General features: G+C 69.6%; 12 protein-coding genes. 1 reads left to right on the top strand and 11 read right to left on the bottom strand.

The window, feature by feature from the left end:
• Positions 1–49: 49 nt before the first annotated feature.
• Genes AB0915_RS10810 through AB0915_RS10790 form a run of 5 tightly spaced genes read right to left on the bottom strand, consistent with a single transcriptional unit; the run spans position 50 to position 4,658 of the window.
• Complete coding sequence (locus AB0915_RS10810) at positions 50–1,636, bottom strand: Na+/H+ antiporter (RefSeq protein ID WP_366690750.1); 1,587 nt, start codon at positions 1,634–1,636, stop codon at positions 50–52.
• A gap of 41 nt (positions 1,637–1,677) precedes the next feature.
• Positions 1,678–2,157: a GNAT family N-acetyltransferase gene (locus AB0915_RS10805; protein ID WP_366690749.1), complete on the bottom strand. Its 480-nt coding sequence runs from the start codon at positions 2,155–2,157 to the stop codon at positions 1,678–1,680.
• Positions 2,154–3,095, bottom strand: a complete 942-nt coding sequence (locus AB0915_RS10800; RefSeq protein WP_366690748.1) for an RluA family pseudouridine synthase — start codon at positions 3,093–3,095, stop codon at positions 2,154–2,156. Before AB0915_RS10800 ends, AB0915_RS10805 begins: the two co-directional genes overlap by 4 nt.
• 23 nt (positions 3,096–3,118) lie before the next feature.
• Positions 3,119–3,739 (bottom strand): signal peptidase II, encoded by a 621-nt coding sequence (gene lspA / locus AB0915_RS10795; protein ID WP_366690747.1) that lies wholly within the window; start codon positions 3,737–3,739, stop codon positions 3,119–3,121.
• A gap of 58 nt (positions 3,740–3,797) precedes the next feature.
• Positions 3,798–4,658, bottom strand: coding sequence for a TraR/DksA C4-type zinc finger protein (locus AB0915_RS10790; protein WP_366690746.1), 861 nt, complete (start codon positions 4,656–4,658; stop codon positions 3,798–3,800).
• A 761-nt stretch (positions 4,659–5,419) separates the two neighbouring features.
• On the opposite strand from AB0915_RS10790, the gene ileS reads away from it, so the two are divergent.
• A complete protein-coding gene (gene ileS / locus AB0915_RS10785) occupies positions 5,420–8,578 on the top strand; it encodes an isoleucine--tRNA ligase (protein ID WP_366690745.1) in 3,159 nt (1,052 codons plus the stop codon).
• Positions 8,579–8,866: 288 nt separating this feature from the next.
• Here ileS and AB0915_RS10780 read toward each other — a convergent pair whose 3' ends face one another.
• The 6 genes from AB0915_RS10780 to ftsZ all read right to left on the bottom strand — a co-directional run bounded on the left by AB0915_RS10780 (position 8,867) and on the right by ftsZ (position 13,828).
• On the bottom strand, positions 8,867–9,994 hold the full coding sequence (locus AB0915_RS10780; protein WP_366690744.1) for a DivIVA domain-containing protein: 1,128 nt from the start codon (positions 9,992–9,994) through the stop codon (positions 8,867–8,869).
• 49 nt (positions 9,995–10,043) lie between these two features.
• Positions 10,044–10,328 (bottom strand): YggT family protein, encoded by a 285-nt coding sequence (locus AB0915_RS10775; RefSeq protein WP_037697102.1) that lies wholly within the window; start codon positions 10,326–10,328, stop codon positions 10,044–10,046.
• Between the two features lie 70 nt (positions 10,329–10,398).
• Positions 10,399–11,016, bottom strand: coding sequence for a cell division protein SepF (gene sepF / locus AB0915_RS10770; RefSeq protein WP_366690743.1), 618 nt, complete (start codon positions 11,014–11,016; stop codon positions 10,399–10,401).
• 125 nt (positions 11,017–11,141) lie between these two features.
• Positions 11,142–11,861, bottom strand: coding sequence for a YggS family pyridoxal phosphate-dependent enzyme (locus AB0915_RS10765; RefSeq protein WP_366690742.1), 720 nt, complete (start codon positions 11,859–11,861; stop codon positions 11,142–11,144).
• A 6-nt stretch (positions 11,862–11,867) separates the two neighbouring features.
• The gene (gene pgeF, locus AB0915_RS10760) at positions 11,868–12,617 is read right to left on the bottom strand and encodes a peptidoglycan editing factor PgeF (protein WP_366690741.1); all 750 of its coding nucleotides are present in this window, start codon (positions 12,615–12,617) and stop codon (positions 11,868–11,870) included.
• A complete protein-coding gene (gene ftsZ, locus AB0915_RS10755) occupies positions 12,614–13,828 on the bottom strand; it encodes a cell division protein FtsZ (RefSeq protein ID WP_366135005.1) in 1,215 nt (404 codons plus the stop codon). Before ftsZ ends, pgeF begins: the two co-directional genes overlap by 4 nt.
• Positions 13,829–13,933 lie beyond the last annotated feature (105 nt).

The following is a 13,933-nucleotide window of genomic DNA, read 5'->3' as shown; positions in this document are numbered from 1 at the left end:
CGGGGGCCCGGAGCACCGGCCGGAAGCACAGGCCGCGGGAGCGTCCGGGTCAGCGCAGGCTGCGTACGTCCAGCTGCCGCAGCACCCGGTCGACCACCTCCGGGTCCGTCCCCGACTCGCTGCGCGCGGACAGCACCGCGTGCCGGGCGGCGGACATCATCTCGCGCTGCACCCGGTTGACCGCCCGCAACCGCTCGGCGCGCTTCGCGTACGCCTCCCGCCGGTCCTCGTCGACCATGTCGGGGCTGATCCGCGCCCCCACGTCGTACGCCAGCCGATGCAGTCGTTCCACCACCTCCTCCGTGAACTCCTCGACCTCCTGGATCTCCTGGAGCCGGTGCCTCGCAGCCTTCGCGGCACGGAACGCGAGGTCCCGTTCCAGCGCGGCCTCCGCGTCCGTGTCGGCGCGGACGCCGAGCTTCCGTACCAGCCACGGCAGGGTGAGTCCCTGGACGACCAGGGTCGCCATGATCACGACGAAGGCGATGAAGACGATCTCGTCGCGGCCGGGGAACGGTTTCCCGTCGTCCGTCTTCAGCGGGATCGCGAGGGCCAGCGCGACGGAGGCCACCCCGCGCATCCCGGCCCACCACATCACGACGGTCTCGCGCCAGCTGGTGGGGATCTCCTCGCTGTAGTCGCGGCGGGTGTGCAGCCGCTTGGCCAGCCAGGTGGCGGGCAGCAGCCACAGCAGCCGTACGCCGACGACGACCACGACCACCACCAGGCCCCAGCCAACCATCTCCCAGGCGCGCCCGTGCGACGTGCCGAAGACGTTGTGCAGTTCGAGACCGATCAGGCCGAAGGCGACGCCGGTGACGAGGGTGTCGACGATCTCCCAGAAGCTCCGGCCGGCGAGCCGGCCCAGCACGTCGTCCGCGTCGGCGGTGTGCTCGGCGAGGAACAGCGCGGTGGTGAGCACGGCGAGCACGCCCGACCCCTTGAGCTCCTCAGCGAGCACATAGCTCACGAACGGCACCAGCAGCGTCAGCCCGACCTGGAGCGTCGCATCGCCGAGCAGACCCATGAGTTTGATGGTCAGCCAGCCCACCGCGAGACCGACCGCCACGGCGACCACGGCGGAGAGGATCAGCAGCCCGAAGGCCTCCGGCAGCGAGAAGGTGCCACTCACCGCGGCGGCGATCGCCACGTGGTAGAGCACGATCGCGGTCACGTCGTTGAACAGTCCCTCGCCCTCCAGGATGGAGACGAGCCTGCGCGGCAGCCCGAGCGATCCCGCGACGGCGGTCGCGGCGACCGGGTCGGGTGGGGCGACGAGCGCGCCGAGGGCCACGGCGGCGGCGAGGGGCAGGCCGGGGACGATCGCGTTGGCGACGGCGGCGACGGCTGCCGTCGTCACAAAGACCAGTGCCACGGCCAGCAGAAAGATCGGTCGTTTATTGGCGGCGAACTGCCGCCAGGAGGTGCGCTGCACGGAGGCGTAGAGAAGCGGCGGCAGCAGCGCGGGAAGAATGATCTCCGGCGGGATGTCCACATTCGGTACGAAGCTGAGGAACGCCATGCCGACTCCGGCGAGCGTCATCAGCACCGGTGCGGGCAACCCGAGACGTTCCCCCAGTGGCACCGTGACCACGGCTCCGAGCAACAGCAGGAGGAGCAGTGCCAGTTGGTCCACGTTGTGCCTTCCGGAGCGTGCCGAGCGGAATCCGGTGTGGTCTACAGGTTGCGGCGCATCGCCCGGTGGGGGATCCCCGCATCCGGGAACTCGGGGCCGTACGCCACGTACCCGAGCCGCTCGTAGAAGCCGAGCGCATGGGTCTGGGCATGCAGGTCCACAGCGGCCAGACCGAGACCGCGGGCCGCTTCCTCGATGGCCCGGACCAGCGCCGCGCCGACCCCGAGACCGCGCGCCCGGCTGGTCACCGCGAGCCGTCCGAGCGAGCCGACGGTGAGGTCGCCACCGGTCTTGGCGGCCACGCCCACGCCGTGCAGCAACCGTCCCGTGCCGAGCGCCGCACCGTCCGCCGCGACGGCGATCACATGCAGCGCGTCCGCGTCGTAGGTGTCGTACTCGATCTCCTCGGGTACGTTCTGCTCACCGACGAAGACCTCCTTGCGGAGCTGGAAACAGGCCGCGAGGTCGCTCTCGTCAACGGCTGTGCGCGTGGTGTACCGGGCCGGGGTCCCGGTGGTCACTGACTCTCCGCCGCAATCCTGTCGAGGGCCTGCTGCAGGTCATCCGGGTAGCTGCTGGCGAACTCCACCCAGGTGCCGTCCGACGGGTGCTCGAAGCCGAGCCGGACCGCGTGCAGCCACTGCCGTGTCAGCCCGAGGCGCTTGGCCACCGTCGGGTCGGCGCCGTACGTCAGGTCGCCGACGCAGGGGTGGCGGTGGGCGGACATGTGCACCCGGATCTGGTGCGTACGGCCCGTCTCCAGCTTGATGTCGAGGAGGCTCGCGGACCGGTACGCCTCGATCAGGTCGTAGTGCGTCACGGAGGGCTTGCCCTCGGCCGTGACCGCCCACTTGTAGTCGTGCGTGGGGTGGCGCCCGATGGGGGCGTCGATGGTGCCGCTCATCGGGTCCGGGTGGCCCTGGACCAGCGCGTGGTACTTCTTCTCGACGACCCGGTCGCGGAACTGGCCTTTCAGCAGCGTGTAGGCCCGCTCGGACTTGGCGACGACCATCAGGCCCGAGGTGCCGACGTCGAGGCGGTGGACGATGCCCTGGCGCTCGGCGGCGCCCGAGGTCGAGATCCGGTAACCGGCCGCGGCGAGACCGCCGATGACCGTCGTGCCGGTCCAGCCGGGGCTCGGGTGGGCTGCGACCCCGACCGGCTTCACGATCACGACGATGTCGTCGTCGTCGTGCACGATCTCCATGCCCTCGACGGGCTCGGCGATGATCTGCACCGGAGCGGGTGCCTGCGGCATCTCCACTTCCAGCCAGGCACCGCCCTGCACCCGCTCGGACTTCCCGACCACAGCGCCGTCCACCTGCACCTTCCCGGCACCGGCCAGCTCGGCGGCCTTGGTGCGGGAGAAACCGAACATGCGGGAAATGGCGGCGTCGACACGCTCGCCTTCCAGACCGTCGGGAACGGGCAGGGTGCGGACCTCGGGATACGTACTCACCAGTCGAGTATGCCTTGCCGCCGCTAGTCCTTGTGCACGGTGCCGTCGGGGTCCAGGCCCCTGAAGGAAAGGATCACGATCAGGATGCCACCGCAGACGATGGCGGAGTCCGCGAGATTGAAGACAGCGAAGTGCGCGGGGGCGATGAAGTCCACCACCGCGCCCTTGAAGAGGCCGGGCGAGCGGAAGATCCGGTCGGTGAGGTTGCCGAGCGCACCGCCGAGCAGCAGACCGAGCGCGATCGCCCACGGCAGGCTGTAGAGCTTGCGGGCGAGGCGGGCGATGACCACGATCACCGTCGCCGCGATGGCGGTGAAGATCACCGTGTACGCCTCGCCGATACCGAAGGCGGCGCCCGCGTTCCGGATCGCGTCGAAGCGCAGCCACTCTCCGAAGACCTCGATGGGCTGCTGGTGCTCCAGCTTCGCGACCACGATCATCTTGCTGATCAGGTCGAGCAGATAGGCGAAGACGGCCACGACGAAGAGCACCATGATCTTGCGCTTGCCCTTGCCGGGGGTCTCGGCCCGGTCCGTGTCCGCGCCCGTGCCCCCGGGCTCACCCCGCACCTCGTCCTCGGGGCCCCCGGTCCCCTCAGCATCAGGGTTGTCCGGCGTACCGATGATGCGCTCCGCCTCTGCCACGTGAGTCCCTCAACCTAGGTTCCTGACCGAAGACGAGGGTACGACACACCTCCCTGAATCAGCCGCGACGCTCCTGCTTCTGTTTGTCCTCGACACAGAGCGTCGCCCGGGGGAACGCCTGCATCCGCGCCTTGCCGATCGGATTGCCGCAGATCTCGCACAGTCCGTAGGTCCCCGCGTCGAGCCGGGCCAGCGCCCGCTCGGTCTGCTCCAGCATCTCCGTGGCGTTGGCGGCGAGCGCCATTTCGTGCTCACGGGTGATGTTCTTCGTGCCGGTGTCCGCCTCGTCGTCACCGGCCCCGTCACCGGAGTCGCGCATCAGCCCGGCGAGCGCCGCACCCGACGCCTCCAGCTCGCTGCGGAGCCGCATGACCTCGCTGGTCAGCTCGGCCCGCGCCTCGGCAACCTCCTCCGGCATCCAGGGGTCCTCGCCCGGCCGTACGGCCAGATCCCCGGGCGCCGTCGCGGCGGCGACCCGGGCGAGCGGCACCGGTGCCGCGTCCTTCCCGGGCGTGCGGGTCCGGGCTGCGCTCTTCTTGGCTACCACCGTGTGGGCTCCCGTCTGCTCGGCGGCCTCGGCCGCCCCTGTGGCCGCCGCAGCGGCCTTCTTCGAAGCCTTCTTGACCGCGTTCTTCCTCGCCGCGGCCTTCGTGCCAGGTGCCGCGTGCCCGCCGCCGGTGTCACCGTCGGCCGTCCGCTCTCCGTCCGCCTCGTGCGCGGCCGTCTTCCGTGCCGCGGACTTCTTCGCCGCGGTCTTCCTCACCGCAGCCTTTCTCGCCGTGGTCTTCTTCGCCGCGGCCTTCACCGGAACCGGCGCCAGGACGGTCTCCGTGCCCGTGTCTCCGTTCGTCTCCTCGGCCGCCGCGCCCGTGGATCTCGCTGACGCCGACTTCTGTACGGCGGTCTTCTTCGCCACCATGGCCGCGGCCCCTTCACATATTGTGATCTTGCACGCGAATCGTGCTGGGACGATAAATCGACCCCAGCCCCGCGGCAACGGGGCACGCCGCCGAGTCGCCTCTCCCCGTGTCGGATCAGCGCGCGCCTGAAACCGTTGTTCCCAGCTCCCCGCCCGGTAATCCGCCCTCCGCTCCCCCACTGGGACTCCGTCCGCCCGGTCTCGCCATTCGGGTCACGCCCGCACCCCCGGACAAGACCGACCGGCACATGGGGGGTGGGAGAAGGAGCGGGGCTGGGTGCGTGCAGCTGCAAGGCGGAGGAGGGAGGCAACGCGAAGGGGGTCCCCCCATGCCCTCAGGGCTATGGGGGAGTTGTTGACTGACGACAACGCCGGAGGGGGTCCCCCCTGGCCCTCAAGGCCTTGGGGGAGTGCGCACCCAGCCCCGCGACGCCGCCTCCCATGTGCCGGCCGGTCTAAACCGGTCGGCCGTCGCCCGGACGGGCCCGTACACTGGGGCCAGCGAGAGGCGTGGATGGGACGAGTAGCGTCGTACGCAGCCAGGAGCGACCCGGGGACGGTGGAAGCCCGGGGGCGAGCGCGTCGTGAAGATCACCCGGAGCCGTCGGAAGAACGCCGCGAGGCAAGTAGAACCGGCATCGCGACCCCAATGAGGGGGCCACGGGCGCACACCCGGGGCCAAGGAGGGTGGTACCGCGGGAGCCGCACGGTTCTCGTCCCTCCGACGGGAGTGGAAAACGTCCGCCGGAGGAATCTCGCCCATGACATCACCGCAGTACCACCAGGTACCCGCCCAGGTCGACCTTCCCGCGCTGGAGCACGCCGTGCTCGACTTCTGGCGCGAGAGCAAGGTCTTCGCCAAGAGCCTCGAACAGTCCGAGGGCCGCCCCGAGTGGGTCTTCTACGAGGGCCCGCCGACCGCCAACGGCATGCCCGGCGCCCACCACATCGAGGCCCGCGTCTTCAAGGATGTCTTCCCCCGCTTCCGCACCATGCAGGGCTACCACGTGGGCCGCAAGGCCGGCTGGGACTGCCACGGACTGCCGGTCGAGCTCGCGGTCGAGAAGGAGCTCGGCTTCAACGGCAAGAAGGACATCGAGGCGTACGGCATCGCCGAGTTCAACGCCAAGTGCCGCGAGTCCGTGACCCGCCACACCGACGCGTTCACCGAGCTCACGACCCGGATGGGCTACTGGGTCGACCTGGACGACGCGTACCGCACGATGGACCCGTCGTACGTCGACTCCGTCTGGTGGTCCCTGAAGGAGATCTTCAACAAGGACCTGCTGGTCCAGGACCACCGCGTCGCACCGTGGTGTCCGCGCTGCGGCACCGGCCTCTCGGACCACGAGCTGGCCCAGGGGTACGAGACGGTCGTCGACCCCTCGGTCTTCGTACGCTTCCCGCTCACCTCCGGCCCGCTGGCCGGCGAGGCCGCGCTGCTGGTCTGGACGACCACCCCGTGGACCTTGGTCTCCAACACCGCCGTCGCCGCGCACCCCGACGTCACGTACGTCGTCGCGAGCAACGGCGAGGAGAAGCTCGTCGTCGCCCAGCCCCTCCTTGAGAAGGCACTCGGCGAGGGCTGGGAGCTCACCGGCCAGTCCTTCACCGGCCGCGAGATGGAGCGCTGGACGTACGAGCGCCCGTTCGCCCTCGTCGATTTCCCGAGCGACAGCGCCCCGGCGCACTACATCGTCAACGCCGAGTACGTGACGACCGAGGACGGTACGGGTCTGGTCCACCAGTCCCCCGCCTTCGGTGAGGACGACCTCAAGGTCTGCCGCGCCTACGGCCTGCCGGTCGTGAACCCGGTCCGCCCCGACGGCACCTTCGAGCAGAACCTGCCGCTGGTCGGCGGCCTCTTCTTCAAGAAGGCCGACGAGGCGCTCACCGAGGACCTGGACGCCCGCGGCAAGCTCTTCCGCCACGTCCCCTACGAGCACAGCTACCCGCACTGCTGGCGCTGCCACACCGCGCTGCTCTACTACGCGCAGCCGTCCTGGTACATCCGTACGACCGCCATCAAGGACCGGCTCCTCGAAGAGAACGAGAAGACCAACTGGTTCCCCGACTCGGTCAAGAACGGCCGCTTCGGCGACTGGCTGAACAACAACGTCGACTGGGCGCTGTCCCGCAACCGCTACTGGGGCACCCCGCTGCCGATCTGGCGCTGCGAGGACAACCACCTCACCTGCGTCGGCTCCCGTGCCGAGCTCACCGAGCGCACCGGAACCGACCAGTCGGACCTGGACCCGCACCGTCCGTTCATCGACGCGATCACGTTCACCTGCTCGCACGAGAACTGCCAGCTGGAGGCGTACCGCGTCCCGGAGGTCATCGACGCCTGGTACGACTCGGGCTCGATGCCGTTCGCTCAGTGGGGCTACCCGTACAAGAACAAGGAGCTGTTCGAGAGCCGCTACCCGGCGCAGTTCATCTCCGAGGCGATCGACCAGACCCGCGGCTGGTTCTACACGCTGATGGCCGTCGGCACGCTGGTCTTCGACAAGTCCTCGTACGAGAACGTCGTCTGCCTGGGCCACATCCTCGCCGAGGACGGCCGGAAGATGTCCAAGCACCTGGGCAACATCCTGCAGCCGATCCCGCTCATGGACCAGCACGGCGCGGACGCGGTCCGCTGGTTCATGGCGGCGGGCGGCTCCCCGTGGGCGGCGCGGCGCGTGGGCCACAGCACGATCCAGGAGGTCGTGCGCAAGACCCTTCTCACGTACTGGAACACGGTCGCCTTCCAGGCGCTGTACGCGCGCACGTCGAACTGGGCGCCGTCCGCGGCCGACCCGGCTCCGGCGGACCGCACAGTCCTTGACCGCTGGCTGCTCAGCGAGCTGAACGCGCTGGTGGACCAGGTGACGCAGGCACTGGAGGGGTACGACACCCAGCGCGCCGGCAAGCTCCTGTCCGCGTTCGTGGACGACCTGTCCAACTGGTACGTGCGCCGCTCCCGCCGCCGCTTCTGGCAGGGCGACAAGGCGGCGCTGCGCACGCTGCACGAGGTCATCGAGACGGTCACGCGTCTGATGGCCCCGCTGACCCCGTTCATCACCGAGCGGGTCTGGCAGGACCTCGTCGTCCCGGTGACCACGGACTCCCCGGAATCGGTGCACCTGTCCTCCTGGCCGAAGGCGGACCTGACCGCGATCGACCCGGCGCTCTCCACGCAGATGGCGCTGGTGCGCCGCCTGGTCGAGCTCGGCCGCGCCACGCGCGCCGAATCGGGCGTCAAGACCCGCCAGCCGCTGTCCCGCGCCCTGGTCGCGGCGTCGGGCTTCGAGTCGCTCTCCCCCGAGCTGCACGCCCAGATCACCGAGGAGCTGAACGTCTCCTCGCTCGCCTCCCTCTCGGAGGTCGGCGGCTCGCTGGTCGACACGACGGCGAAGGCGAACTTCCGGGCACTGGGCAAGCGGTTCGGCAAGGGCGTCCAGGCGGTGGCGAAGGCGGTCGCGAACGCCGACGCGGCGGCGCTCTCCCTGGCCCTGCGCGAGGGCACGGCGTCGGTCGAGGTCGACGGCGAGACAGTCACCCTTGCCCCCGACGAGGTGATCATCACCGAGACACCGCGTGAGGGCTGGTCGGTGGCGTCCGACTCGGGCGCGACGGTCGCGCTCGACCTGGAGATCACCCCGGAACTGCGGCGTGCGGGCCTGGCCCGTGACGCGATCCGGTTGATCCAGGAGGCCCGCAAGAACAGCGGCCTGGACGTGGCGGACCGCATCGCCGTCCGCTGGACGTCCACGTCCCCCGCGACGGTCGAGGCGCTGACCGAGCATGCGCCGCTCATCGCGGACGAGGTGCTGGCGCTGGACTACGCGCAGGGCGAGGCGGACGGGGCGTACGGCACTCCGTTCGAGGACGAGGGGCTGGCGCTGACGTTCCGCCTCCGCAAGACGGAGCAGTAACCCCACACCATGAGAGGCCCGGCCGGACACGTTCCGGCCGGGCCTCTCGCTGTTCCCCCCGGCCGTCCCTTCCCGAAGCCGGGGGCCCGCCCCACCCCCATACCTCGGTGGCGTTTGAGGCGCGGGGTCCGGGTCGTAGCGCCCCAGTTCGGGAAGGGACGGGTAGCGGAACAGGCCCGCCGCAGGCTCCCTCACCGCCCGCCCACGGCAAAGGGCCGGGCCCCGGGGGTTCCCCGGGGCCCGGCCCTCAGCCTGCCGACGGCTACGCGCTCAGCGCGCGCGCCCCGCTCAGTTGTCGTCCTCGTCGATCAGGAACCCGCGCATCGGCGAGGGCGCCTGCTGCATCGGCTGCGGCGCCTGCGGCCGCACCGGTGCCATCGGCTGAGTCATCGCCGGCGACATCTGCTGCTGACCGCCGTAGGAGGGCCCACCGCCCATGGACGGGTTGCCGCCCATCTGCGGGCTGCCGTGACCACCGTGGTTGCTGCCCATGTTGTGACCCATGGCACCCGCACCGGCCGGAGCCAGCGAGGGCGACGGCGGCAGCGAAGCGGCCGCCGGAGTCCGCGGCGGGGCCAGCGAGTCGTCGGCCTGGGTTTCCAGCTGACGCAGCTGGCTCTCCAGGTACGACTTCAGCCGGGTCCGGTACTCGCGCTCGAAGCCACGCAGGTCCTCGACCTTGCGCTCCAGCGTCGCGCGGGCCGACTCCAGCGAGCCCATCGCCACGCGGTGCTTCTCCTGCGCGTCCCGCTCCAGCGCGTCCGCCTTGGCACGTGCGTCGCGCTCCAGGCCCTCGGCACGGCTGCGCGCCTCGCCGACGATCTTGTTGGCCTCGGAACGGGCCTCCGCGATCGCCTGGTCGGCGGTCTGCTGCGCGAGCGAGAGGACACGGGCGGCACTGTCGCCACCGGGGCCCTGACCGGGCGGCTGCATTTGCGGCTGCTGCATCTGCTGCATCTGCTGCGGCGCGTGACCCATGGGACCGCCCATCGGGCCACCCATGGGACCGCCCTGCATCGGGCCGGGGCCGTGCTGGCCCTGCGGGCCGGGGCCGTGCTGCTGGGGGCCGTGACCACTGGGACCGGCGGGCAGCTGCGGAGCACCACCGGGCAGCTGGGGCGGACCCATCTGCGGGGGCTGCTGCTGGACCGGCGGACCAGATATGGCGGCGGGCACCGGTGCACCGGGACGGTCCTGCGGCTCCGGCTTGCGCATACCCTGCTGCTGCTGGTTCTGCGCAGCGGCACGCGTGGCGGCGGCCAGCTTGGCGCGCAGGTCCTCGTTCTCACGGAGCAGGCGGGTCAGCTCGGACTCGACCTCGTCGAGGAAGGCATCGACCTCGTCCTCGTCATAGCCTTCTCGGAGGCGGACGGTCGTGAACTGCTTGTTCCGCACGTCCTCGGGGGTCAGCGGCATCTCTTCTTCACCTCTACGTAGTCGTCGGCAGTCGGCAAGACCGTATCGCTCACAGCCTGGTCACGATCGAGATCAGGATGTAAACGATGATCATCAGAACGAAGAAGGACAGGTCGAGTGCCACGCCCCCGAGACGCAGCGGCGGAATGAACCGCCGCAGAAGCTTGAGCGGTGGATCGGTGACAGTGTAGGTGGCCTCGAGAAGCACCACCATCGGCTTGCCTGGCTGCCATGAACGTGCGAACTGGAAGACGTAGTCCATGACCAGCCGGAAGATCAGCACGATGAGGAAACACATCAGCGCGATATAGACAACCTGCAGTGCGACGCCCATTTCGCGCTTCCCTCTCCCCTGGCTCTCGTAGCTCCGGCCGTGCGGCCGGGTCGTTCCCGGTGTCGTGTTCTCAGCTCTGGTTGAAGAATCCGCCCTCAGCGATGCGGGCCTTGTCCTCCGCCGTGACATCGACGTTAGCAGGCGACAACAGGAACACCTTCTGCGTCACCCGTTCAATGCTGCCATGGAGACCGAAGACGAGTCCTGCGGCAAAGTCGACAAGTCGCTTCGCGTCCGTATCGTCCATCTCCGTGAGATTCATGATCACCGGCGTGCCCTCACGGAAGTGTTCCCCGATGGTACGGGCCTCGTTGTAGGTCCGGGGGTGCAACGTGGTGATGCGGTAGGGCTCCCGCTCGGACACAACCTTGGGCATGATCACCGGTGCGTTCTTCTCCATGTTCGGGCGTTCAGATGTGATGGATGCCACGGGTGCAATCCGGGCGGGTCGCACGCTCTCCGCCGGGATCTGAACCGGCTCCCGCTGCGCGGGCGGCTGCACCACTCGTACCGGTTCGTCCCGCTCACGGTCCCGCTCCACCTGATGCGCGGGCTGGTGCCTCCGCCGGTCGCGCTCCGGCTCCGGCTCGGGTTCGAATTCGTCGTCGGGGTCGAACCCCGGACCGTCGTACCCATCGTCCTCCACGAGGCCGAGGTAGACCGCCATCTTGCGCATCGCGCCGGCCATGCTCTGAGTCCTCCGCTCTGTGGTGGATCGGCATCTGTCACCAAGTGCCCGCGATCCACTCAGGCCTGCCCGCCATCGGCGGGAATGACCATATTTTCTGCTGTGGTCCGACTTGCTTGGCGACGTTACCGGAGCCCGGGTCGGACTCCGAGTACCGCGGTACCGACGCGTACATGTGTCGCTCCGGCCGCAATCGCTTCCTCGAGGTCCGCGCTCATTCCTGCAGAGACCATGTTCGCAGCCGGATGGCTCCCGCGCAGGCGGGATGCGAATTCCATCAGCCGGTCGAATGCCGCCCGTTGCCGTCCCGCGTACGGTCCCGAGAGCGGCGCCACGGTCATCAGGCCGTCGAGCCGGAGCCCCGGCGCCGCTTCCACCGCGGCAGCCAACTCCTCGATCCCGTCCGGCGCGACGCCGCCCCGGGCCCCGCGCTCGCCGCTCTCCGCGTCGAGTGCGACCTGGATGAGGCAACCGAGTTCGCGCTCCTCGCGCACCGCGGCGGCCGAGAGGGCCGTGACCAACTTTGCCCGGTCCACGGACTGCACGACATCGGCATAACTCGCAACAGAACGAACCTTATTCGTCTGCAGTTGTCCGACAAAGTGCCATGTGAGCGACAGATCCGCACACGCGGCTGCCTTGGGTGCGGCGTCCTGGTCACGATTCTCCGCGACATGACGCACGCCGAGTTCATACAGGATCCGCACATCGCTCGCGGGGTAAGTCTTCGTGACCACGATGAGGGTCACTTCTTCCCTTGTGCGACCGGCAGCGATACAGGCGGAAGCAATGCGTTCCTCCACCTGTGCCAGATTCGCGGCGAGTTGAGTCCTACGATCCGTCATGCCCTATCAGTCCAACCAGACATATCCGGCGAGCCGCCCGGTCATGCGGTCGCGGCGGTACGAGAAATGGTCGCCCGATTCGAGGGTGCAGACCGGCGAGGTGTGCCTGTCGCGCACCCCCAGGGCCTCGAGTTGGGCGTGGACTCCCGCGGTGACGTCCACGGCCGGTGTCCCCCAGCTCGTCTCGGACCACGATGCGGGAACGGCTTCGGCGACATCGGACCGCATCTCCGCCGGCACTTCGTAACACCGTCCGCAGACGGCCGGTCCGGTGTGCGCGGTGATCCTGGAGGTGTCCGCGCCGAGCCCGACCATGGCCTCGACGACGGCGGGGACGACTCCGGCGACCAGGCCGGGGCGGCCCGCGTGTGCCGCCGCCGCGATCCCGGCGACCGGGTCAGCGAGAAGTACGGGGGTGCAGTCTGCGGTGAGAACGGCGAGTGGGAGTCCGCGTCGCGCGGTCACCACCGCGTCCACCGCGGGGACCTGCGCACTCTCTCCCCAGGGTCCGTCGACGACGGCCACGTCCCGCCCGTGTACCTGGTTCATCCAGACGACCTGCGCCGGATCCAGACCGAGACCCCGGGCGGCCGCCTCCCGGTTGGCGAGAACGGCTGCGGGTTCGTCGCCGACCGCGCCGCCGAGGTTGAGATCCCCGTACGGAGCGGCGCTCACCCCGCCCCACCTGTCGGTGAAGGCGAAGTGAGCGCGATACCCCGATGACTCCGGGGTCACTGCGTGGTGCCGAGTTATCACTTCAAGAAGTCCGGGACATCCAGCTCTTCGGCCTGGGAGTCCTGGTAGGGACGGGCCGGCGGGACATGCGGCGTCGAGACCGGCGACATCGGGGTCTCCTTCGCCACCGGTACGGACTCGGCCGGGGCCTGGAGCTCCTCGCGCGGCGTGACGGAACCGAGCCCGCCCGTCTGGCGCACCGGCTCGGCGGCCCGGACCGGCGGCGCCGGCTCCTCGCGCTTCCCGGCACCCGCACCCAGGACGTTCTCGCGACGGGCAGGCGGCTGCCCGCCGTCGAAGCCCGCTGCGATCACGGTGACCCGGACCTCGTCTCCCAAGGCGTCGTCGATGACCGCACCGAAGATGATGTTCGCCTCGGGGTGTGCCGCCTCGCTCACCAGCTGGGCCGCCTCGTTGATCTCGAAGAGACCGAGGTCGCTGCCGCCGGAGATGGAGAGCAGGACACCGCGGGCGCCGTCGATGGACGCCTCCAGGAGCGGCGAGGAGATCGCCATCTCCGCGGCGGCCACCGCGCGGTCGTCGCCGCGGGCCGAGCCGATGCCCATGAGCGCCGATCCGGCCTCGGACATGACCGACTTGACGTCGGCGAAGTCGAGGTTGATCAGACCCGGGGTGGTGATGAGGTCGGTGATGCCCTGGACACCCGAGAGCAGTACCTGGTCGGCCGACTTGAACGCGTCGAGCACGCTGACCTGGCGGTCCGAGATGGACAGCAGTCGGTCGTTGGGAATGACGATGAGGGTGTCGACCTCTTCGCGGAGCTCGGCGATGCCGTCCTCCGCCTGGTTCGCGCGACGCCGGCCCTCGAAGGTGAACGGGCGGGTGACCACGCCGATCGTCAGGGCGCCGAGCGAGCGCGCGATGTTGGCGACGACGGGTGCGCCGCCGGTGCCGGTGCCGCCGCCTTCTCCGGCGGTGACGAAGACCATGTCGGCCCCCTTGAGGACCTCCTCGATCTCCTCACGGTGGTCCTCTGCCGCCTTGCGACCGACGGCCGGGTTCGCCCCGGCGCCGAGGCCACGGGTGAGTTCACGGCCGACGTCGAGCTTGACGTCGGCATCGCTCATCAACAGTGCTTGCGCGTCAGTGTTGATCGCGATGAACTCGACGCCCTTGAGACCGACCTCGATCATTCGGTTGATGGCATTGACACCACCGCCGCCGACACCGATGACCTTGATGACTGCGAGGTAGTTCTGCGGTGCTGCCACGTCGAAGGCCTCTCGCCTCGATTTACGTGTCGTCGCTTCGCGGTAGTCCCGCCGCGACGACGGATGCCGATTGGGACGGTCCGACGCCGACCCAAACCCTAACGT

The sequence above is a fragment of the Streptomyces sp. NPDC048411 genome (assembly GCF_040704695.1).
Taxonomy (GTDB): domain Bacteria; phylum Actinomycetota; class Actinomycetes; order Streptomycetales; family Streptomycetaceae; genus Streptomyces.
Note: the sequence above shows the minus strand (reverse complement) of the source record. Positions and strands in the feature narration are given on the sequence as shown.

Bases quoted from the DNA above. Each gene is read 5' to 3' on its own strand.
- AB0915_RS10790 (WP_366690746.1), bottom strand. From the start codon at position 4,658: ATGGTGGCGAAGAAGACCGCCGTACAGAAGTCGGCGTCAGCGAGATCC.
- ileS (WP_366690745.1), top strand. From the start codon at position 5,420: ATGACATCACCGCAGTACCACCAGGTACCCGCCCAGGTCGACCTTCCC.
- AB0915_RS10780 (WP_366690744.1), bottom strand. From the start codon at position 9,994: ATGCCGCTGACCCCCGAGGACGTGCGGAACAAGCAGTTCACGACCGTC.
- AB0915_RS10775 (WP_037697102.1), bottom strand. From the start codon at position 10,328: ATGGGCGTCGCACTGCAGGTTGTCTATATCGCGCTGATGTGTTTCCTC.
- sepF (WP_366690743.1), bottom strand. From the start codon at position 11,016: ATGGCCGGCGCGATGCGCAAGATGGCGGTCTACCTCGGCCTCGTGGAG.
- AB0915_RS10765 (WP_366690742.1), bottom strand. From the start codon at position 11,861: ATGACGGATCGTAGGACTCAACTCGCCGCGAATCTGGCACAGGTGGAG.